At 40.9% G+C, this 21,282-nt stretch carries 22 protein-coding genes and 1 tRNA gene; 4 read left to right on the top strand and 19 right to left on the bottom strand.

The genetic code is table 11. From position 1 onward, the window contains the following. Window positions 1–25: 25 nt before the first annotated feature. The 7 genes from ACXMYH_RS16125 to ACXMYH_RS16155 form a co-directional block, all read right to left on the bottom strand. Window positions 26–1,828 carry an ABC transporter ATP-binding protein gene (locus ACXMYH_RS16125; RefSeq protein ID WP_117503895.1) on the bottom strand — a complete coding sequence of 601 codons (1,803 nt, stop codon included), beginning with the start codon at window positions 1,826–1,828 and terminating at the stop codon, window positions 26–28. After that, on the bottom strand, window positions 1,825–3,618 hold the full coding sequence (locus tag ACXMYH_RS16130) for an ABC transporter ATP-binding protein (RefSeq protein WP_486555235.1): 1,794 nt from the start codon (window positions 3,616–3,618) through the stop codon (window positions 1,825–1,827). The genes ACXMYH_RS16125 and ACXMYH_RS16130 overlap by 4 nt, the downstream gene beginning before the upstream one ends. Window positions 3,619–3,818: 200 nt before the next feature. Beyond that, complete coding sequence (locus ACXMYH_RS16135) at window positions 3,819–4,007, bottom strand: hypothetical protein (protein WP_346011190.1); 189 nt, start codon at window positions 4,005–4,007, stop codon at window positions 3,819–3,821. A gap of 570 nt (window positions 4,008–4,577) precedes the next feature. Next, a complete protein-coding gene (locus ACXMYH_RS16140; RefSeq protein ID WP_486555868.1) occupies window positions 4,578–4,688 on the bottom strand; it encodes a DUF6440 family protein in 111 nt (36 codons plus the stop codon). A 12-nt stretch (window positions 4,689–4,700) separates the two neighbouring features. After that, complete coding sequence (locus tag ACXMYH_RS16145; protein ID WP_055176454.1) at window positions 4,701–5,225, bottom strand: flavodoxin family protein; 525 nt, start codon at window positions 5,223–5,225, stop codon at window positions 4,701–4,703. A 120-nt stretch (window positions 5,226–5,345) separates the two neighbouring features. Then, window positions 5,346–6,110, bottom strand: coding sequence for a hypothetical protein (locus tag ACXMYH_RS16150; RefSeq protein ID WP_118603719.1), 765 nt, complete (start codon window positions 6,108–6,110; stop codon window positions 5,346–5,348). A 54-nt stretch (window positions 6,111–6,164) separates the two neighbouring features. After that, on the bottom strand, window positions 6,165–6,614 hold the full coding sequence (locus ACXMYH_RS16155) for a hypothetical protein (RefSeq protein ID WP_118604542.1): 450 nt from the start codon (window positions 6,612–6,614) through the stop codon (window positions 6,165–6,167). 262 nt (window positions 6,615–6,876) lie between these two features. Between ACXMYH_RS16155 and ACXMYH_RS16160 the strand changes: the two genes are divergently transcribed. Together ACXMYH_RS16160 and ACXMYH_RS16165 are read left to right on the top strand one after the other, a co-directional pair. Further along, window positions 6,877–7,230 carry a helix-turn-helix domain-containing protein gene (locus ACXMYH_RS16160; RefSeq protein ID WP_118655571.1) on the top strand — a complete coding sequence of 118 codons (354 nt, stop codon included), beginning with the start codon at window positions 6,877–6,879 and terminating at the stop codon, window positions 7,228–7,230. Beyond that, window positions 7,224–8,069, top strand: coding sequence for an IS3 family transposase (locus tag ACXMYH_RS16165; protein WP_118655573.1), 846 nt, complete (start codon window positions 7,224–7,226; stop codon window positions 8,067–8,069). The genes ACXMYH_RS16160 and ACXMYH_RS16165 overlap by 7 nt, the downstream gene beginning before the upstream one ends. Before the next feature lie 43 nt (window positions 8,070–8,112). On the opposite strand, the gene ACXMYH_RS16170 is transcribed toward ACXMYH_RS16165, so the two are convergent. From ACXMYH_RS16170 to ACXMYH_RS16185, 4 genes are all read right to left on the bottom strand, one after another. Next, complete coding sequence (locus tag ACXMYH_RS16170) at window positions 8,113–8,367, bottom strand: hypothetical protein (RefSeq protein WP_486555236.1); 255 nt, start codon at window positions 8,365–8,367, stop codon at window positions 8,113–8,115. A gap of 50 nt (window positions 8,368–8,417) precedes the next feature. Next, entirely contained in the window at window positions 8,418–9,008 is a 591-nt protein-coding gene (locus ACXMYH_RS16175; protein WP_227296399.1) for a hypothetical protein, read from the bottom strand. A gap of 137 nt (window positions 9,009–9,145) precedes the next feature. After that, complete coding sequence (locus ACXMYH_RS16180; RefSeq protein ID WP_486555237.1) at window positions 9,146–9,364, bottom strand: hypothetical protein; 219 nt, start codon at window positions 9,362–9,364, stop codon at window positions 9,146–9,148. A gap of 195 nt (window positions 9,365–9,559) precedes the next feature. Continuing rightward, window positions 9,560–10,417 carry a DUF4368 domain-containing protein gene (locus ACXMYH_RS16185; RefSeq protein ID WP_486555238.1) on the bottom strand — a complete coding sequence of 286 codons (858 nt, stop codon included), beginning with the start codon at window positions 10,415–10,417 and terminating at the stop codon, window positions 9,560–9,562. Between the two features lie 262 nt (window positions 10,418–10,679). On the opposite strand from ACXMYH_RS16185, the gene rd reads away from it, so the two are divergent. Then, entirely contained in the window at window positions 10,680–10,844 is a 165-nt protein-coding gene (gene rd / locus ACXMYH_RS16190) for a rubredoxin (RefSeq protein ID WP_005608410.1), read from the top strand. Between the two features lie 516 nt (window positions 10,845–11,360). On the opposite strand, the gene ACXMYH_RS16195 is transcribed toward rd, so the two are convergent. The 6 genes from ACXMYH_RS16195 to bsh all read right to left on the bottom strand — a co-directional run bounded on the left by ACXMYH_RS16195 (window position 11,361) and on the right by bsh (window position 18,378). Next, on the bottom strand, window positions 11,361–12,425 hold the full coding sequence (locus ACXMYH_RS16195) for an FUSC family protein (protein WP_117471136.1): 1,065 nt from the start codon (window positions 12,423–12,425) through the stop codon (window positions 11,361–11,363). A gap of 31 nt (window positions 12,426–12,456) precedes the next feature. Then, entirely contained in the window at window positions 12,457–13,500 is a 1,044-nt protein-coding gene (locus ACXMYH_RS16200) for a HAMP domain-containing sensor histidine kinase (protein WP_118533583.1), read from the bottom strand. Then, window positions 13,500–14,171 carry a response regulator transcription factor gene (locus ACXMYH_RS16205; RefSeq protein ID WP_117504378.1) on the bottom strand — a complete coding sequence of 224 codons (672 nt, stop codon included), beginning with the start codon at window positions 14,169–14,171 and terminating at the stop codon, window positions 13,500–13,502. The genes ACXMYH_RS16200 and ACXMYH_RS16205 overlap by 1 nt, the downstream gene beginning before the upstream one ends. 18 nt (window positions 14,172–14,189) lie before the next feature. Next, window positions 14,190–15,623 carry a phospholipase D-like domain-containing protein gene (locus ACXMYH_RS16210; RefSeq protein ID WP_486555239.1) on the bottom strand — a complete coding sequence of 478 codons (1,434 nt, stop codon included), beginning with the start codon at window positions 15,621–15,623 and terminating at the stop codon, window positions 14,190–14,192. Between the two features lie 172 nt (window positions 15,624–15,795). After that, a complete protein-coding gene (gene cls, locus ACXMYH_RS16215) occupies window positions 15,796–17,355 on the bottom strand; it encodes a cardiolipin synthase (RefSeq protein ID WP_015552771.1) in 1,560 nt (519 codons plus the stop codon). A gap of 45 nt (window positions 17,356–17,400) precedes the next feature. Then, on the bottom strand, window positions 17,401–18,378 hold the full coding sequence (bsh, locus tag ACXMYH_RS16220) for a choloylglycine hydrolase (protein WP_486555240.1): 978 nt from the start codon (window positions 18,376–18,378) through the stop codon (window positions 17,401–17,403). Between the two features lie 380 nt (window positions 18,379–18,758). Between bsh and ACXMYH_RS16225 the strand changes: the two genes are divergently transcribed. Next, a complete protein-coding gene (locus ACXMYH_RS16225) occupies window positions 18,759–20,072 on the top strand; it encodes an IS30 family transposase (protein ID WP_486555106.1) in 1,314 nt (437 codons plus the stop codon). 354 nt (window positions 20,073–20,426) lie between these two features. On the opposite strand, the gene ACXMYH_RS16230 is transcribed toward ACXMYH_RS16225, so the two are convergent. Together ACXMYH_RS16230 and ACXMYH_RS16235 are read right to left on the bottom strand one after the other, a co-directional pair. Then, the gene (locus ACXMYH_RS16230) at window positions 20,427–20,750 is read right to left on the bottom strand and encodes an RrF2 family transcriptional regulator (RefSeq protein ID WP_243022391.1); all 324 of its coding nucleotides are present in this window, start codon (window positions 20,748–20,750) and stop codon (window positions 20,427–20,429) included. A gap of 299 nt (window positions 20,751–21,049) precedes the next feature. Further along, window positions 21,050–21,126, bottom strand: a tRNA-Arg gene (locus tag ACXMYH_RS16235). Window positions 21,127–21,282 lie beyond the last annotated feature (156 nt).

A 21,282-nucleotide genomic window follows, 5' to 3' on the forward strand; every position in this document is an offset into this window, starting at 1 on the left:
GCAAAGAACGATCCGCAGCCCTCATCTAATACCACTTTCCCTGTTCACGATACAAAAACGCATACTTCCCACCAGACTTTATCAGTTCTTCATGCGTTCCCTGCTCGACGATCTTTCCCTTGTCAAACACAAGAATCCGATCGGCAAGTTGGGCCGAGCCAATTCGGTGGGTTACGATAAACGCCGTCTTCCCCTCCGCCATCCTTGCAAACATGCGGTACAAACGGGTTTCCTCCAGCGGGTCGATACTGGCCGTCGGCTCGTCCAGCACAATCATGTCATGCTCCTTATAGAGTCCCCTGGCAATGGCGATCCGTTGCCACTGGCCACCCGAAAGTTCGGCACCACCAAACTCCCGGCCGAGAAGCGTCCCGAATTTCTCCGGATACAGATCGGAGTTCCCGTACTCCACTCCAGCAAGAGACGCAGCCCGTTCCATCTCCTCCGCATCCCGACATTCTAGCTCCTTCAAACAAATATTGTCATCCAGTCGCATCCGGTATTTCTGGAAATTCTGGAAGACTGCAGACTGAGAGACAAAACTGTCCCGTTCCCGCAAAATCCACCCAGAGGAAGGCTCATACAGTCCCAGAACAAGCTTTACGAAGGTAGTTTTTCCAGCTCCGTTTTCACCAACGACCGCAACCGTCTCCCCCTTCCGAATCCGAACCGATATTCTATCGAGAGACGGTCGGTCGGCATTGGGATAGGCAAAAGAAACGTCTTCCACAATGACGGCACAGCTTTCCCTGCCGCTTTCACTTTCCTCTGCAATACAGCAGCCGTCAGAAGCTCCCCTGACCTGGCCATCGTCGGCCGCAAACCCATTCTGCCGGCAAAACTCAAGATAATTCCCTACCGACGCCATGTGTCGTGAAATATTTCCGGCGCTTCTCGCCACGATGTTCTCCATGAACCGGAAAATGGAATCAATGGAAGTGAACACCGCCGCAAACGCCCCAGCCGAGATGTTCCCGGAAAGCAACGACCGCACCAGAAGAAAGAGCACTCCGAGATATCCCAGAAGAGTCAAAACACGCATCAAAAGCTCTGTTCGATACAACCTGGAATCTGTCTCCCATAGCTTCTTATCATACTTTGCAAGCACCGCCCGAAATCGTTCCATGAAAAAGCCGACAGCTCCCAGCGTCCGAGTCTCCTTCCAATACCTCTTATCAATCATGCAGTCCGAATAATGCCGGTACTCCCTCTCGAGAGCTGCCGTCTCATCGGTCAGCCGCCGATACGCCTTTCTTTTTATCACCTGGGCACACACCATAGGACTAAAGATAAACAGCAACGAAAGAACCAGGATCGGATCTAGGCGGTACAAATACACCCCCATGAACGCCACATACGGCAGATTGAACATGGCAATCGAAATCACGGCTCTGAGAAGCTGCACGGTCCCGTTGATTCCTTGCCGGGCTTTCTCAATCGTTTCCAGAGTCGTCTCCTTCTCGAACTCATACAGCGGCAACTGCGCCGTCTGTGTGTGAAACTCTCTTGTCAGCGTGTTCACTGCCCTAGGATTGAAAATATGCTGCCCAATAAAATTGCCAGCTCCATTCAGTACCTGCACATAGACCGCGGCCGCTCCTACCCACAGAGCTCCAGAATAAGCGGCCTGGAGTGAGTTTCTCTCCACAGCGCTCTGTAATCCGTCAAAAAACACCTGTCTTGCCAGTGTTTCTAACGCCCACGCCGTACCGTGTAGAACATTCACGACAAGAAACAGCAGAAACACAACAGGCATGGCTCCGGCGATCTTTAGAAATAAGTGAACTACTGCGGAGACCCCGATAAAACATTCTTTTTGTCTCTTCATCCCTGATACCAGCTCCTTTGACTGTCGTACATCTCCCTGTACAACCTGTTTTCTCTGTACAGCGTCTCATGGCTTCCTGAACCGGAAACTCTCCCGTTCTCGATCACAAAGATAACGTCTGTCTGTCTCGCGCTTGCCAGCCGATGACTGATCGTAACAGAGGTATATTTCTGGTTAATGATACGGAATTTTTCGTACAGCGCACTCTCTGCAGCAGGATCCAACGCCGCCGTCGGTTCATCTAAAATCTTCACAGGGCGGTCGCTCACAAGACACCGGGCGATTGCCACCCGTTGCCACTGCCCGCCGGACAGGTCTTCCGAGTCCCTCACGATCTTCCCCAGTTTCGTCTCCATCCCATGCTTTAAGTCAGACACGATCTCGCCTAACTCCATCATATCGACAACATCTTGAAAACGAACCAGATTGATTTCGTCTCCGCACAGTTTTTCCACATCCCCGATGGCAATATTCTCATAGAGCGAAAGTCCATATCTGGCAAAATCCTGATAGACAATAGAGAAAAAACCTGCGATCCGTCCGGGGCCCCACTCCCGAATATCCGTTCCGTTAATCAGAATTTGTCCCTCATAATCATCATATAGCCCAGCGATCAGCTTCGTAATCGTAGTCTTCCCACACCCGTTTGCGCCGACAAATGAATAGCTTTTCCCGGCTGAAATCTGAAACGAGAGATGGTCAAGCACCTTTCGCTTAGTCACCGGATAGGCAAAAGTAACATCGCGAAACTCCAGCGAAGAGAACTCCGGCAATTCACAGCTCACGCTCTCCGCCTCCCTAAAATCCATTTTGGTAAAGGTTTCAACATCATGAAAAAACTCGTTATATTTCGCGATCTCGCTGACGCTGTGGAGCAGACTCCAGGACATGAGTTGGACCAGTGAGAATATATTCGAAACCAAAGCCATAAATATACCAATCGTAATCTCTCCTGCCACGACGCCAGGAAGCAGCGCAGTCATCACCACGATCGCGATCAACACCAAGGAGATGCTGCCAAGTTTCGCCTTCGCAAAAGATTTCAGATTCACCCTCGCGTTTACTCCGAGCCATTTCTTATAGGCACTCTCCCACTCACCATTGAAATATCCGGCCCAGCCAAACAAAGTCCTCTCTTCCGCCGCATCCCTTCCGGTCAAAAGCCTGGAAATATACTCATACCGCCGCTTTAGCCCCTGGGTCTCGCTGATTCCGGCATAACTGGCTCGCCCTCCGGCCAAAGACAGCATTACCAAAGGCACCGCACAGGCCGTCACAGCCAAAGCCGCTGCTGGCACATATCGAAACATCACCAGAAATAAACCCAGCGCTTTCCATACCAGCGCCAAAAACGCCAGCAACGCCTGAAACGCATTCAAGATACTCTCATCCGTATCAGTGGAAATCTTCGTGATCAGATCCCAACTCTCCGGATTCTCCACATATCGATATCGAAGATCAGCGACCTTCTCCACCATCTCCGTTCCGAACCTCTCTCGCACATCGATCCGTAGCCGCCCCACCAGAAGATCGAGAAGTTGGTTGGAAATCCAATCGAAGCTCACTAGTAGAGACACCGCAGTCAGCGCTCTCCCAACGTCGGCATACTCCCCGGACCGCAAAAGCCCTATCGCCGCATCAATGAAGGCCCCTGTCGCCAGTGTGAGCAGAGCTGGCGTAAGCCCTTGGAACAAATACAGTAACATCACTGCTACCGAGACACCAGCGCTGCATCGAACGCACAGTCCGACCGCACTCAAAATCGAATACCTCTTACCCCGTTTAATCATAATCACACCCCTTTATATTTTGATTACGAATAAATGTTCCAGAATCGTACACAATATTCATCAATCCATTTTTAGCAGATAACGGCAATAATTGATCCACCTTTTTGTCAAGAGCATACATTTTACAAAATGAATATATAATATCCCTTTTGCGTTCCTCTAAAAATAACTTATTGAGTTCCTCAATATCTTTGGATTTTTTAATCAGCTACTGTTCCTGCAGTGTATGTCCATCCCCATGGAACACGGAAGGTCCAGAATAGTTTGATGGCTTCACGCAAGGATGATGCTCCGGCACCAACTAAATATGTCTGAAATACCATATTCCCAATGGGAATAGCTATTCCATTTAACACCAAATTGCGTTTTCTCTTCTTTTCTTTATCCATTTATTTTTGCCGCCTTAAATCTCAATTTTTATATTAAATCCATTTATCTGCTTATTTTTCTTCACATATTTTATCAATATCTCAAAAGCACTTAATAATAAATTCGCACCCGTTTCTTTCCCGTGATCAGTGTGTCCGTAACAACTGTAAACTCATGGTACTCACCTTCCACGACATTATCATAAATACTTGATGACACTTCTACATTCATAGTTTCTTCACCACAATCCAGGTCAGAAGCATTGACTCTTACATAGTACATTGTTGTAGTTTTGCTCGCACCACTGTAATGTCTTTTCTTCCAATTGTACCCCCTGTCAACTTTTTTAGCCTTACCTTTCGTTATGACCAGCAGTTCTTTGTATTCTGTTACGGAATCCCGTACCAAAACCTTGCGATAAATAAAAGGCGACAGCAATGCCAACACCACCACCACTATAAGTGCCCACGAAGTGATTTCTGTTCTTTTTGTTCTCTTGGATTTATAAATATCTTTTCTCCTACTCACTTGAGTCTTTGTTATTCTCTTATCTCCGTCCAGCATTTGCAAATGCAGTGGCAAACTGGATTTTACTTTGTAACTATAACTTTTCCTTCAGCGTCCAGGAGAGGTGTAACACCAGCTCCATATCCGGACTTCCAACAAAGGTAATTAACTCCCGTCTCCTTATCTACAGGAATTTGGTGTGTGCTTTATAAATTTTTTCCAATCCACTCAAGTTCGTTCATGGAATCCTTATTTTTTTCAAGTTCATCTCTGGCTGTTGCATAATATGATTTTTTGAAAAGCATATCCCATGAAAGATATTTTGCCATACAGTCAAACTGCTTATCAATCAGCTCATACTGAATGCTGCCTACGGGAGAACCACCTACAACAATTGTGCCAACTTTTTTGTTTTTTAACTGCAATCCACGGCAGTAGCACTTATCAATGATAAGTTTCAATTGTGCTGACATTCCCCACCAATAAACTGGTGTAGCAAAAAGAATCATATCTGCGGCAGCAATTTTATCAATGGTAGAATTTGTATCATCCTTATCGACGCATCCCTTAGAGCATTGACAGACACCACATCCCTTGCATGGTGCAATGTTGAGTTTGTCGGGTTCAATGATTTCAATTTTATTCTTTTCTGACGCTCCTTTTATAAATGCATTGATTGCTGCCAGCGTATTTCCTTTTCTGGCACTTCCATTAATGATTACAATTTTCATGCGTGTATCCTCCAACTTCCGATTTTAATGTCTCTATTATACCATAATGATACTATTATAAAAAAGGAAAAAGAGCTCCTTCGAGCTCTTTTGATTCAGTTCTGTAAACTGGAAGTTGTACTATTGCAGCCCCATAATAAAGAGTACCAATGCCATGATCGTCAGAACAGTCCAGCCGATATATCTTCCTGCAATTTCCCAATCAGACGGCTCTGCGTGGTCGACATTGCGGATCCGAAATGCCAAACTCCAACGGAACAGCTCATCTGCAAACAAAATAGAAATTGTATTGAGAACGCAGATAAACACAGCCCCAAACCATGCAAACCATTCGCCCTTATGTGTCAGCTCGGGAGCGTTCATCAGTTCCAGTATAGTAGCTGCAGATGGCTCCACGGAATCAATTACGTCCCCGTTTTCATCCCTCTCGATCCCATCACTGGTTACATAAGAAAATCCAAAGTTATCTAAGGTTCCGTCCTCATTGTATAGCCAATATGAATCCCCTGTCTCCAAAACACCCCCACGAAACAAAATATCTCCTCCTTGACGAAGCTCCATACCGGTCATATATTCTGCCATTTCTTCGTTCCTCGGAATAGCTGTAGGATCTTCTTTTGCTGTATAAGGGCCATAGGTTTTATCGCCATACTGAAATACAACGGTCTTATCCTTCGACACCGTAAAATGTGCCTGTTTTCCTTGGATTTTACCGGAATACACCGTACTGCCATCTTCTTGACTTGGGACAAGAATTGTGTTCTTATATTCAAATCCAACTTGTGAGATTGTCATGGGATAAATCAACGCAAATACCAGTGCCATAGCAATCATAAATATTAGGACACCCTTTTGATAGCGATTCAAACTTTTGATTTTTTCCATAGTCTCATCTCCCATTCAAATTCCGATTTCTCAGTTTCAAAAACTGGAATTGATTTACTTTGTTTGTAAATCTTCCAGAAAGAAAATTCCCTCTGTTAGGTTGATAAACATTTCCTCGTCCTTGATTACATGAATTCTATTGTTCCACCAGACAGTAGTGTTATTAGCGGAGATTGTTTTGCTTGTTCCATCCTTAAGAAAATAAGTAATTGTAATAGTAGGTTCTTCTTCGCTATTCACTTTCTCAAATAAATCATATTTCAGAAATCCTGTTAGCTTTAAGGCTAAGTCAATATCTTCACGGCTTGAAATTTCTTTAACATCATCCGTGATACTCGGATACGTGATATTTACAGACTGAATATCATTTATGCGGGGCAATCCCCAAAGATACATACCATTCGTAAATATGTTGATTCCAACAATCAAAACTGTCATAACTATCACTTCTATCAAAAATCGAATAAGACATTTGAAAATCTTGTTCATCAATTTATCCTCCAATCTTGATTTCTCCTGCTCCCAAAATTCCGATTGTTCTAATCTTTTTCACGCCCACCTTCTTGCCCTTCGGACAAGAAGTATCCCTCGCTCAAAGAGCTCGGTCAATTCCGATTTCTCAGTTTCAAAAACTGGAATTTATATTTACATATAAGTGAAAAACAAATTAAACAAAATGAGAGATAGAATAACAGCCGCCCAAATTGAACTGCACCCCATTTGTTAGACAGTATGGTATACTATCTAACAAGTGGGGTGTTTTGTTATGCCAAAAGGAGTACCAAACAAACGATATACGCCGGAATTCAAAAAACTGGTGATTGAAACTATGCAGGAAGAGAAATTAAGTTACAGCGAAACCTGTCGTAGATTTGAGGTAAACAGCAGAGATCGAATCAAATCATGGGAGCGAATCTATCTGGAGGAAGGGCCGGAAGGCTTTGCCGTCGAACGGCGTGGCCGCAGCAGTAAGGGTCGTCCGCCAAAGCAGCTGCCGAAGCAGGTAGAAGAAGATCTGCTGGCCGAAGTGCAGCGACTGCGTGCGGAGAACGATTACCTAAAAAATTTGCAAGCCTTGGTTTTGGAAGACGAGCGACACCAGCACAAAAAACGCTGGTAGTTCAGAAGCTAAGGCAAAAACACGCACTCAGTATTCTGCTCTCAATCGCTCAACTGCCCCGTGCAACTTTCTACTATCATTTGAAGCAGATGCAGAAAGAAGACAAATATGCATCTGTTAAGGAAGAAATCACAACGATTTACCATGAAAACAGGGGTCGATACGGCTATCGCCGGATCACGGCAGAACTTCGCAAGCGTACATTCTCTGTGAACCACAAGACTGTCCAGCGGCTTATGAAAGAGTTGGGCTTAGTTTGCCGTGTCAGGATGAAGAAGTATCGCTCTTATAAGGGAGAAGTGGGCAAAATCGCACCAAATCTGCTAAATCGGGATTTCCATGCCGAAAAGCCGAATCAGAAATGGGTCACGGATGTGACGGAGTTCAGCCTGTTTGGAGAGAAGCTCTACCTGTCCCCGATTCTCGATCTGCACAGCAGCGATCTGGTCAGTTACACCATATCGGATCATCCTGTACTCAGCATGGTAACCACCATGCTGGACGAGGCGTTTGCAAAGATCCCGGCCGGAACACGCCTGATTCTCCACTCTGATCAGGGTTGGCAATATCAACACAAGCAGTACCAGCGGATGCTTCGCGAGAAGGGGATCCGACAGAGCATGAGCCGCAAGGGAAACTGTCTGGACAATGCTGTGATAGAAAATTTCTTCGGACTGCTCAAAAGTGAACTGTTATATCTGCAAGAATTTCAATCCATGGAACACTTCAAACAGGAACTGATCGAATATCTGGATTACTACAACAACCGCAGGATCAAGGCAAAGCTAAAGGGCTTGCCGCCTGCAATTCACAGACAGCAAGCCCTTTCGGCTGCTTGAACAATTTTTACTTCAAAATATTGTCTAACTTTTGGGGGTCACTTCAAATCCAAAAACGAGCTTTCTTTTGCAAAGTTAAGTTCAAGATACTTGTTCCAACCAAAATAATAAAACTACCAATAATAGCAGGATAATGTGTTCCACTTGAACCATTTGACCAAGGAGATATACCCAAGGCAATGAAGATTTCATCTCCAATGCAAAACTTCGCACTATTCCATGTGACACCAAATATAAGACCCAAAACAATCAGCAGGACAGCAATGAGCCTATTGGTCAAGTTCTTTCTTTTGCTCATATGATCACCTCATAAAATTGCGATTTCTCAGTTTCAAAAACTGGAAGTTGTTAGTCGCTATCTTGTTTGCGGTTAAATTCAAAAACGACAGGTTCAAATTCAACTAAATGCTTATCTTGGGTGTTAGTTCCTTTAGGGTTCTCTATGCCGGTAACTTCATAGTATTCATCACTGTATTGTATTTTACTACCATCAAAATCTTTTTGAATGGATTTGACATATTCAAACGGATTTTCTATTGGTAACAAACTTAATGCCCGCTGTAGCTGTTGTACCGCTGTCCTCTGCTCATCGGTCAGTATTTTTTCTTCGTTTGCCATGTGTTCTTCAAATTTATTTTTATCCATCCAAACGATTTGCTCCAATGGGTTAGCAGTACCACAAGCCAAGATTAAACGGATAAAATCTTCAAAATTTGCCGCTAATGGATATACATTTTGGTCTACACAACTTTCTGGATTGCAGGCAAATACCATTTCTCCATATTCCGGCAAAAAGCAATACAGAATACATCCTTCAAATCCGATTGGATTTGCGTTGACGGGATAGCAAAAATACGGGTCTGCAATATCTCCATATTCTAAACATAAAGATCCCTTATCTATGGGAAGTGCCATATACTTTTCGTAAATTGTTTCCATTGATGTGCCTCCACAAAATTCCGATTTGTTAAACTATCTATACAATACCGTAGCTCTTTAGCTAATACAATAATTGCATCGCTCCCGCTTATTCTCATCAATTCTGCAACTAATGTATCTTGATCATATGCATATTGTCAGGCTGTCTGTTCTCTTTTCTTTGCATGATACGCTTCACGTCTCATAGCCAGTGTTTTTTCATATCTCTCTTTTGCAATAGGGTCTCCATTCAATGCATCTTCACGCATTTTTCTGTAGCTCTTCACTGTGGCTCTAACCTGATACTGTTTACGCTTTGCAAGCTGACTCTGTGCTTTCTGATCTCCGGCTTCTGCCCTGGCTTTCAAGGCTTCCATCTGCTCCTTTCTCCTTGCGGTATGCCGTCTGTTATATTCTGTATTTCTTTCTTCCAAATATTTCGCATATTCAGGGTCATTTTCTGCTCTCTGTTTACGCTTTTCTGCTAATTTCCTTGAACACTCCCTTGCAATGGCTCTACGCTCCTCAAGCTCTCTGATGGCTTCCTGATTACCTTTTTCTGCCTGCTCCTTTCATTCTGCCAAAGCAATCTTTTTCTTCTTTGTAGCACGCTCCTGACGTTTCTTTTCCCTTTCCAATGCCAAGCGTTCTTTCTCTTCCATCTTCGCCCGATATTCAGGGTCAGACATTCTCAATTCTCGCATTTTTTCAGCTCTCTTACGGTTGTTCTGTCTGCCTTTTTCAAGGATTGCTTTATATTCTGCCATAGCTTCAGAATCTCCAGCTTCTGCTTTTGCCTTGATCTCTGCACGCTTATGATTTCTTTTCTGCGTAGATTTCTTAGAAGATTTTCTCTTTCTTTCAGCAATCTCTTCCGCTCTGCGTGCTTCCTCTGACTGCAAGGCTTCCACTTCATCCTCACTGAGTGGAAGAACAAAATTTCCAATGAAATTGAAATAAATATCCACTTGCTGAGTACGGTCTTTTGTTCTGCCACCCTCAGCTTCATGAATTACAACCTTTTCAATAAAATCATTAAGCATAGGTGTTGTCAGTTCCTCAAAATCTCGGTATTTCTTAACCAGTCGCACAAATTTATCAATCTGCACTGCCTTAGTGGATATACGTTCTGTAGCAGTTTCAAGTTCTGAAATTCTCTGCTCTAGGTTGCTTTGTTCGGTGTCATATTCCGTCATAAGGCGGTTAAACTGTCTCTCCGGCAATCGCCCCAGTGTGAAATTCTCATACAGACCTTTTATCAGATTATCCAAATCCATCATACGACGTTTTGCTTCTAACGATGGCTTCTTGATCTGCTTTGCTGAATAATCCTGTAAAATTCTTGTAACCGCGTCTGTATCTTTTGCCTTAAAGAAAACCGTATAGACCGGAGGACTTTTCTCTCTGTCTCTGACAACTGCAAAATCCACTCCATATTTCTTTGCGAATGAGAAAGAGCAATGCACTGCCAGATTTTCAGAAATAGTGTAGAACCAGTCTTTTTCGTAACATTTTAGTCAGATATTACTGAATTTAAAATGTGCAAAATAAAAATAATAATAATTACTGTTATTGACAAAATAGAAAGTATCATGTATAATACAGACATACATAAAAAAGCAACAAAATATTGAAAAATTCAGTAGGAATCTATTAACAAAATGAATCAACAATGAAAAGGAGAAAATAACTATGAAAAAATATGAATGTGAACCATGTGGCTATATTTATGATCCGGCAGTAGGCGATCCAGACGGAGGTATCGCTCCAGGAACTGCATTTGAGGATATTCCAGATGACTGGGTATGCCCGATCTGTGGATTAGGAAAAGATGTTTTTGTTCCTGTAGAAGACTAAGCAGAAAATGCGACTATGAGAAAATCTCTGTAAATTAGATTCTTCTATGATAATGAAGGGTGAGAAGCTTACAAATCAGGCTTTTCACCCTTGTTTTATATATAACAGTTACTGCTAGGCATGTCAAGAGCAGGCGGATGGCCGCCTGTCTTAGATTATGTTTTTACTTAATATTCAATCACTATATCAGAAAAGAATATAGGCTCTGCTTCCTTATAATTGTCTTTCAAAAATTCATATAACATAAACCTCATTCCTTTCTCCTAAATACTTATAACCTATATGGTTATTTTTGTTAATTATATTCTATATCCTGTTTTCACGATCTAGCAATGTAATTTTAGCACTATGGTTAGTATATCCAAAGCAGAATAAAACAAAAAAAAGATCTGTCACCCTTAGGATTCTTCCCAAAGCCAACAGATCTTACATTTTCCCTTACATCTTTATACTCTTTGCCAGACTCGTCAGCAAAGCTGCCATCTCCGGATTAACCTTTTTTCTTTCTAACCCACGTTATTTTGCAGCCACGGTTACCACTGTTTCCTTTTTTTTCGACATAAGCCAATAAAACATAGAACAAAATATTAATGCAAATACAACGCCAAAAACATTCTGAATCACTCTAAGACCAACTGCTCCTTTTAGTCCATAACTCTCTGTAGCAATGGCCAAAGCACCAAATGTGTTAAATACTGCCTGCCAGCCATATTTTGCAGAAAGTCCTACACCAATTCCGCCAAGGATTCCTATGTATGTATAGATGGATGACGGAAGCAGAAAATATAGTACTGTAAAGCATATTACACCTGCAATATTTCCGACAATCCTTTTGCGGACTCTGTATTGCATATCCTCCATAAATGGTAAGATTGCTGACATTGCCGCAATTCCAGCCCACATTGCTCGTGGCATATTGCAGAGTTCCGCAATGCAGAGTACTGCCGGTACGCATATGATCTGACATAACTGCCACTTTGTTCTGGAAGAAGATATATCAAATTCCTGTACCAAATCATTCAAATTTCTTTTATACGTTCTGTTTTTATGATTTCGATAAAATACGAAGCAGGTAAGTGCTGCACCTAATGCCATTCCGGTTAATCGCATCTGATAACTTTTTCCTGTTACATCATATCCATACAATAACAGATAACCAAGAACCAATGTGGATTGGTTAAACATGAATGGGTTATGACATCCGAACAGAATCAGCACTGCCAGTGCAGCAATGTTTAACAGCATTCCAAGTACCGGTGAAAGCTGGTTTGCTAAATGCGGACATACAGTCATAATTACAAAGAACAAAGCCAAAAGCATCGTAGATTGTCCGGTGTGGATCCCCAGATCCGCATTCCGAAATACCATAAGGCATAATAAAACTACTACACCCACAATACTATTCTCATTTCCAAATAAGATACTGAAAATAGTAACAAATAAAAAACAAAATGCCATTGTAACAGCTATCTTTACCAAATATACCAGTATATGATATGATTTTTCTTTCACTGTTTCACTCTTTTTCAACAGATTTTTAGAACCTGCCTGATTTAACTGCAATTCCTGATAAAATGTCATGTAATTCCTCCTCTATCTGTTTTTCTTAAACTTATATGGCCTCATCTTTCTGTATTGGAAGCTCTACAACAAATCTGCATCCACCATATTCCCGGTTTTCTGCCTTGATTGTCCCGCCAGCACTATCTACGATCCGTTTCACAAGTGCAAGGCCGAGACCATTTCCTTCTGCTTTATGAGAACCGTCTGCCTGATAAAATTTATCAAATATTCTGGTTTTCACATCATCCTCTATTCCCGGTCCTTCATCTTCCAGAATAAACATTACAGAATCCTTTTCCTGCTTCAGAAACATCATAATTGTCCCCTTTGCAGGACTGAACTTAATCGCATTATCTAAAAGATTCATCCATATATGCATAAAAAGTCCTTCATTCCCAGTATATTTAACTTCCTCCAGCTCTACCTGGAAACCAATTTCTTTTTCTGTCCATTTTGTCTCCAGGGAAAGAAATGCCTGACGAATCTGTTCATCCAAACGATATTCTGTTTTTTTCATTGGTATGTTCTGATTCTCTAACTTGGATAACAGCAAAATATTTCCAACCAATCCGGAAAGCCTTTGGGTATTAAACAGGATTTTTTCTACATATTCCTCTTGCTCCTGAGACAGTTCTTCTCCCTGAAGAAGCATTGTATACCCTTCAATGGCATTGATCGGGGTCTTAAACTCATGAGAAACATTGGAGACAAAATCCATCTGCAGTACTTCTGTTGCACGAAGCTCTTTTGTCATCACATTAAAACTCTGGTAAGATTCTCCAACTTCTGCGATACGGCTGTTCGTTTCCAAGTGCTGTTCAAAATCTCCCTGCGAAACTTCCTTCATTGCTTTACTGAGTCTGGTAATTGGTTCCAGCAACCTTGCATTGATAAAGGAAGTAATCAGCCCTGCAATCAATGTATTAAAAATCAAAAGCCAGCCAAGCACAGGTATGCTACCAGGCAGATTAAAAAAATGATTCAAAAAAGCAAATAATAACGCAGATATGACTGTTGAAAATACAAGTGCCAGCCAGATTGCACCAGTCAGACAGGATCGGATCCGCAATCCTTTTTCTTTCTTTTGTTCCATTATTTTTTCACCACCTTGTATCCAATTCCACGCATTGTTACGATTTCAAAATCAGGGTTATCTTTCAAACGCTCCCTGATTCTTCCTATATGTACCTCTATCGTATGTGGGTCTGCCTCCGTCTCGTATCCCCATACTTCATCCATCAACTGTTGTTTTGTAAATGTTCTGCCTGGCGAAGCTGCAAGCTTATATAAAAGCAGGAATTCTTTTTTAGGCAAAACAAGACTTTCCTTATCAGTTGTAACCGTCATTGCATCATAATCAAACTCTGTTGAACCGATCACAATTTTGTGTTCATTCAGTATCTGTGCACGGCGAAGCAGTGCTCCGACTCTTAAAACCATTTCATTCACATTTACCGGTTTTACCATATAATCGTCACTTCCCGAAAGAAATCCCTGGCGCATATCATCAAAGGAACCTTTCGCAGTGATCATAAGTACCGGTATCTGATATCCTGCTGAACGGAGTTCCGACACCAGTTCATAACCATCCATAACCGGCATCATAATATCGGAAATGATCAGATCAATATACTCTTTATCCAATATTTCTAATGCCAGTGCTCCATCTGATGCACTTTTGACCTGATATCCATTCTTCTCAAGCACTTTTTGGAATAGCTGGCTTAATTCTTTATCATCTTCTACAATTAATATTTGAAACACGATCTTCTTCCTCCTTTATCAGAACAGATATCTTGCCCATCCAAGCAGATGCTGTACCAAAAGTACGTTTCTCTGACGCTTCTTTGTCAATTCAATTGGCTCTACATGATACGGATCACGATAGGTTCCATCTTCCAATACCTGTCGGGACACTCTTTCATATTCCATCATGCCTTCTTCCAACTGTTTATTAATCTCTTTGCTACGTATTACAAGCATCAGTTCCGTATCCAGATACGTGCTTCTCATATCCATGTTAAAGGAACCGATTACGGATAGATCATCATCAATCAGGATGCTTTTTCCGTGGTAAGAATAGCCGCCTTCATACTCCCAGATATCAATTCCTGTATTTAAAATTCTGTTTCTGTTTCTCGCATAATCAGCAGAACCAAACGGATTTCCATTGTTGGCAACCGAATTGGTCATGATAGAAAAATCCGGAACTCTCTCCGCAATCTCTTTCCATGTATTATACATCATATCATTGCAGATAATATATGGTGTATGAATTTTCACGCGCTCTTTTGCATTTTTCATTAGTTCTCCCAGTTGATACCAGACTACTGGTTCCTTGGGACCTGTGTGGATAGGATTTGACACTAATGCAATCTTTTCTGTCTCAAAAGTTTCGTCCGTGTAATCGGTATCGCAGATTCTTTCCTTATTCTCTTCAAAATATTTCTGATAGCCGTTCTGCAGCTCTAAAACTGCGTTCTTTACAGATTTTCTATTTGCCAGTTTTTTATTGTCATGAAAATAACCACTGTCTTCTTGTTCCCATATCGTTTCAAAATACTCTAACAACTGGTTAACTGAATTTTCTTTCTCAGGTTCATCGCAAACCACTAACACATCTCTGTCATAATTCTTATGTCCCAGAAAATTACCCAGGAAATAATTGTATGTATTTCTTCCACCAAGAATATATGTCTTACCATCTGCAATCAAATATTTATCATGCATTCTCCCCATCATCTTCCATGGTTTCAACGGATTGGCCTTATTATACAGTTTAATTTCAACATTCTCATGGGAAGATAATCCATAGAAATACGGATTGCCTTCCATATCAACCCAGCTCTCCATTCCATCTACTAACAGACGAACATGCACACCTCTGTCTGCCGCATCATGCAGTGCTCCTAAGATCAATTTTCCACTTTCATCTGATTGAAATGCAAAAGTAGAAAGAATAATGTCTTCTTTTGCATTTCGGATCAAACGCACTCTTTGTAAAAGTGCTTCTGGATTTTTTTCTATGATCACTGCTCGTTCCATATTCTCGCTGCGTTCGTTCCACGAATCATTTTGTGTTTCTTTTTTGATGGTATTAGACACTTCCGGCTGTTTTTTATATGCAATACAGATTCCAAATAATTCATAAAAAGCCACACATAAAAAAATTGACAGTATAACAAAAACAATTTTACATATCTTACGTTTTCCCATCGCACATCACCTGACTTTTTTTCATCCTATGTCTATACAATACAAAGTCAACCTCAATTTTACCTCAACAGAATTAATTTTATCCATGTAAATTTCCTGTACCGGCAATCAGACATAACAAAAACGACCTCTCAAAATCAACTATTTTTTGAAAGGTCGTTTCACTAAATTCTTATAACAATCCAGCAAATAATCTCATAAATAATTGTCCCAGTCGCAAATATGCACTGCGCCCAGTACAATATTGATCTGTTACATCACGACATTCTCCCATCGTTCTTATCAGATCATTTTTAATTTCCACAACTGCCTGACAATCTGCCATAAAACAGCCGTTTTCAAAATGATGATATAAGCTTCTATAATCCAGATTGATTGTTCCACAAGTTGCCATACAGTCATCCACTATACTCATTTTCGCATGGCAAAATCCTGGTGTCCATTCATAAACTCGCACTCCATGTTTAACCAATCCATGATAAAAAGAGCGAGTTATATTATAAATGAATTTTTTATCAGGAATTCCTGGTGTGATAATTCTTACGTCTACCCCTCGCTTAGCAGCCAGACATAACGCATGTGTCATTTCGTCTGTTATAATTAGATATGGTGTCATAAACCAACAGTAATTTTCGGCCTTATTTATCATACTGATATAAACTTCTTCTCCGACCTGCTCATTATCCATAGGACTGTCTGCATAAGGCTGAACAAAACCTGTTTGCTGTGCTTTATAATCGTAATGAATAATGTATTTACTAAAATCAGTATCATTCGTAGCTTTTTCACTAACAGCATTCCACATTTCTAAAAATGTCACTGTAAGTGACTGAACAGCATCTCCTTCTAAACGAATACCGGTATCTTTCCACTGCCCATACGGATGCGTATAATTAAAGTATTCATTTGCAAGATTATATCCACCTGTAAATCCAACTTTTCCATCAATTACTGTTATTTTTCTGTGATCACGATTGTTCAAAAATAGATTTAAGCCTGGCACAAATGGATTGAATACACGACAATGAATTCCTATACTCTCCATCTTTTTTACAAAATCTGTGTTAATAAAACCTATAGACCCCATATCATCATAGAATACCCTGACTTCCACACCGGCTTTTACTCTCTCTTCCAGAACATCTTGAATCTTATGCCAAGCTTCAGCATCTTCTATCGCATGATATTCCATGAAGATAAACTTTTGTGCTTTCGCAAGTTCTTCAAGCTGTGCCTCTAATCCCTTCACTGCTTCATCAAAATACTTGATATCCGTATTCTGATAGATTGGATACCGCGAATTTCTTTGTATGTAACTTGCAATATTTCCTGCTTTCGGAATCTTTTCTTTTATTCTGCTTAAACACTCCTGATTGTCTGGAAGCATTGGTAACAATTTGCTATCAATTTCTGCATATCGCTCACGCATTTTATGCGTGCCACCATTCAAGCCAATCAATAAATACAGGCCTACACCCATAATTGGGAAAATCAGAATTAAAATGACCCAAGGCATTTTCATAGAAGATGTCTTATCTGACGCATACAATCTCAAAACTAAGATTCCACTTAAAATTCTGGTAAATAAATTTATGATTTCTGCATATTCATTCAAGCGTGTTACGATAGTAATAATAAAAATCACTTCCAGAAGAATGCAGATTATGGAAAAGCACAATCGTTTTATTCCATTTTTTGTTTTTGCTTTTCCTTCTAAGGTATCTTGCTTCATATGTATTCCACCTCTTCTTTCTACGTCAGCTCTATATTCAAAATACTATTTATTTTGATAATTGATTCGTTCCCCTTGAATTACTGGATAACAAATCAATTTATTACTTTCCAGATCCTCTGCATGCATATCTACCGCACTGATCTGATGATTTTCATAAGTATTATAATAATAGATACCTTTAATAACATTACAACAAGATGTATACAATGTGATTTCATATTTTCCATCAGTCACTTCGCAACATCCACGTTGCTGATCCACAGATCCAAGAATGTGAAAGAACTGACTAACACTTTCTTCCTCAGATTCACCTGAAATTGCATTTACCTTTGTAAAAGCCACACGCACAAAACGAGAAGAAGATGAAAGATCTCCCGGAAGACCTAAACTTCCCATACCTCTACTATATGCATTAAGAGCCAAATTTCCTCCAAAAGTGTTTTTGGGTTGCTTTGGGGATAAATACATATAATTATTTAATTGAAACATCTGCTGTGGAAATGGCGGATTATTCGTAAGCACTCCTACAGGATTATCGTAAATATGTAGACCATCTGACATAGACTCTACAGTAATTGATTCATTTTCATCAGCGATAATCCAATGTAATTGTGCTAATGGCAATTGCTCGCTGAAAGGAGTATTAACAATATTAATTCGATTAAGAAGCTTACGAACTTCTGCTAAAGAAGCACACTGACTTAAAATCCATGGAATAAATTCAAACTGTGCAATATTTTCCACATCTGGTTGAACCTCGGAATAAACAGCATTTCCGACAAAATTCAGACCTGCCATTGCCACTCCTTTTTCATTCATCGCATCATAATATAAAGGATAATCCTCTGCAACATGAGCCATTCCAATAATTGCATAATGATTTTTCATATCGCCAACATGACGGAAATGGAATGAATAGTTACGTGGTGTAATTACTATCTGATCACCGTAAGAGAATTCATAATCGAGGGTTCGTCCAAAGTAAAAATCTTTTGTCTTATAGGTTGCTGCTGTACACATGATTGTTTATCCTCCTAAATAATATGAACTATATCAATAAGTTTTTTGTTGAACAATAGTATAGCACAATTCTATTGTTTTGTTTCAAATTCACATATAATCATACTTTCAAGGACTACATTATTTTCTGGGTATATTCCAGCATTTTTAATATAAAATTGACCTAACACTACATACAAAAGGTATTTACCTTAATTATAACTTTAAATATATCTTATGTACATTATTTTCCATTACAAAAAGTCCACCCCTAAAATGAAAATTTAAATTCCACTTCTCCAAAGGGCGGTGGAGTTTACTCTTGCACAGTTGATATTTACTCATGCATACTGATATGATACTTTAATCGTCCTTCTGACAGCAGTAGAAGGAGTTTGACTATGAGTAAATATATCCCAGGCAACCAGAAGCATCTCACCATAGAGGATCGTATCTATATCCAGAATGAACTGGATAAGGGTACATCCTTTAAAGATATTGCCCGCTTTCTCTGTAAGGACCCTACTACGATTTCAAAAGAAGTGAAGGCCAGAAGAGCCTCCGATTGGTTTCACAAAGGGACTTTTCTTAATGCGAAGAACTTCTGTACCAAGCGTTTCCGTTGTAAGAAAACGAATGCCTGCAATAAGATCCTTCTTTGCGGCGTTAAATGTGCTTCCTGTCCCACCTGTAACCAGACCTGTCCGGATTTTCAAAAAGAATGCTGCAGCAAACTTGATCGGGCTCCCTACGTCTGCAATGGATGCAGTAAAAAGATCAATCATTGTACGATTGCCCACAAATATACCTACAATGCCAGGTTCGCTGATCGGAAATACCGGGAGTGTCTCAAGGATTCCAGGTCCGGAATCGCTATGACCAGACAGGAACTCCACAAAAAGGATAAGATCATCACTCCTCTGATCGATCAGGGCCAGTCTCCTTACCAGATCGTTGCAAACCATCCGGAATTGAATCTTTCCGTCCGCAGCGTTTACAACTACCTTGATATGGGACTTCTGACTGCCAGAAACGTTGATCTGAAACGTAAAGTGAAGTTTAAACCCAGAAAAGTCCATAAATCACAGATATCTGACCGCCGTGTCTTTAATGGCAGAACTTACGCTGATTTTCAACAGTTGCACCTGGAATCTTTTGTAGAGATGGACACCGTCCACTCCGCTGTTGGTTCCTCTAAAACACTGCTTACCTTCTTTTTTACAAGGGAAAAGCTGTTTCTTGCGTTCCTCATGAACCGGAATACGGAAGGATCTGTACGACTCGTTTTGGACCGTTTAGAAAAGCGTTTTGGTACCTTCGATTTCCTGACTCTGTTTGAATATATCCTCACCGACAGAGGCGCTGAATTCGGTGATCCTGATTCTCTCGAAACCGGTGTTACCGGTATCCAGAGAACCAACATTTATTACTGTGATCCCATGAGAAGCGGACAGAAAGGCGGCATTGAACAGGCACACACCATGCTCCGCATGATACTGCCGAAACGAACTACCTTTGAATTCCTGACTCAATGGGATGTGAATCTAATCACCAGCCACATCAACTCAACACCGCGGGAGAGTTTGAATGGGCGTACACCGTATGATGCCGCCCTGGAGGCTTTTGGGGAAGACGTCTTAAAAGCGTTTCAGCTTAGGCGTATTGACCCTGACAAAGTCATCTTAACACCTAAGCTGATCCGCTATAACCACTAACCCATGAAGAAATCTGCTGTCAGACTGGAAGTAAACTTTTCACATTTTTCAAATGTGGCTGGTGGAATTTAGTCGTGCACACCGACCTCCAGCAGCTTGTTTGCCATACAGAAAAACAGAAAATTTCGCCATAGATTACTTGTATTATAGCATAGATTCCGCTTTTCTTCTTAAAAATCACTAGATTATAAGCAACTTTTAAAAGAGCGGTGGAATTTACTTTTACACTGGAATTTACTTTTTCAAGTCAGCCAAAAAGTCCACCCACATCTGGATTTCTCCTAATGCCAGTAGACTCTGTTCTATTTCCATTATTATATTTTTATTCAGCTTTCAAGCTCTTCGCCAGACTCGTCAGCAACGCCGCCATCTCCGGGTTTCCCAGGCTATATAATTTTTGGAGCAACCTCCCTCTTTTTCCAGGCACCTGCTAATTGCCATGGTGGATTCTGTACACGATATCACATCCCTTAAAGATATATTCTCTGGCTGTTTTGCAATCTGATATCCACCCTTTATCCCTTCACAGGCTTTTATGATTCCTGCTTGTTTTAATTTTTTTGTTATTTTTGGAATATAACTGGATGGAACACTTAGTTCCTGAGATAATTCTGATGTAGAGATCATCCATCCCCAATACGGGGCAAATAGACGCTCTATGTATATAACGATATTCAATTTCATCTGCTATAACAGCATGGTACTCAAAACATCCGCCTTTTTTGATTAGCTGGATTTTTGGCACGATTTTGGGGCTGATTAGCAGGAAGGGCATTTTCATTAGCAAGAACAGCCCGTTTTCTGCTAAAAATTAGCTGGCGATTTTGTCTTATAACAACCGTTCGATTCTGGAGTGCTTGTCAAAAATCAAATTTTGGAGTAGAATTTTATCTCATACAGTGAACGAGCTTTTTCGCAGCTTTTTATATAAGAAAAGCCGAAACCCCTTGAAAACAGAGGCTTTCGGCGTTGTTAGCTGGCGTCCATAAGAGGATTTGAACCTCCGACCCCACGCTTAGGAGGCGTGTGCTCTATCCAGCTGAGCTATATGGACGTGTCTGATATATGATTATAGCCCGACCAAGGTCGAACTACAATCCCTTATTTAGTTTTTTTGAGGTGACCGTTGTAACACAACCTTAGGAGACGAACGCTCTATACTACTGAGCTACAGAGACATGCAGTCTAAAAAACTACGATATATATCTTA

Source organism: Pilosibacter sp. NGB245, from assembly GCF_057397225.1.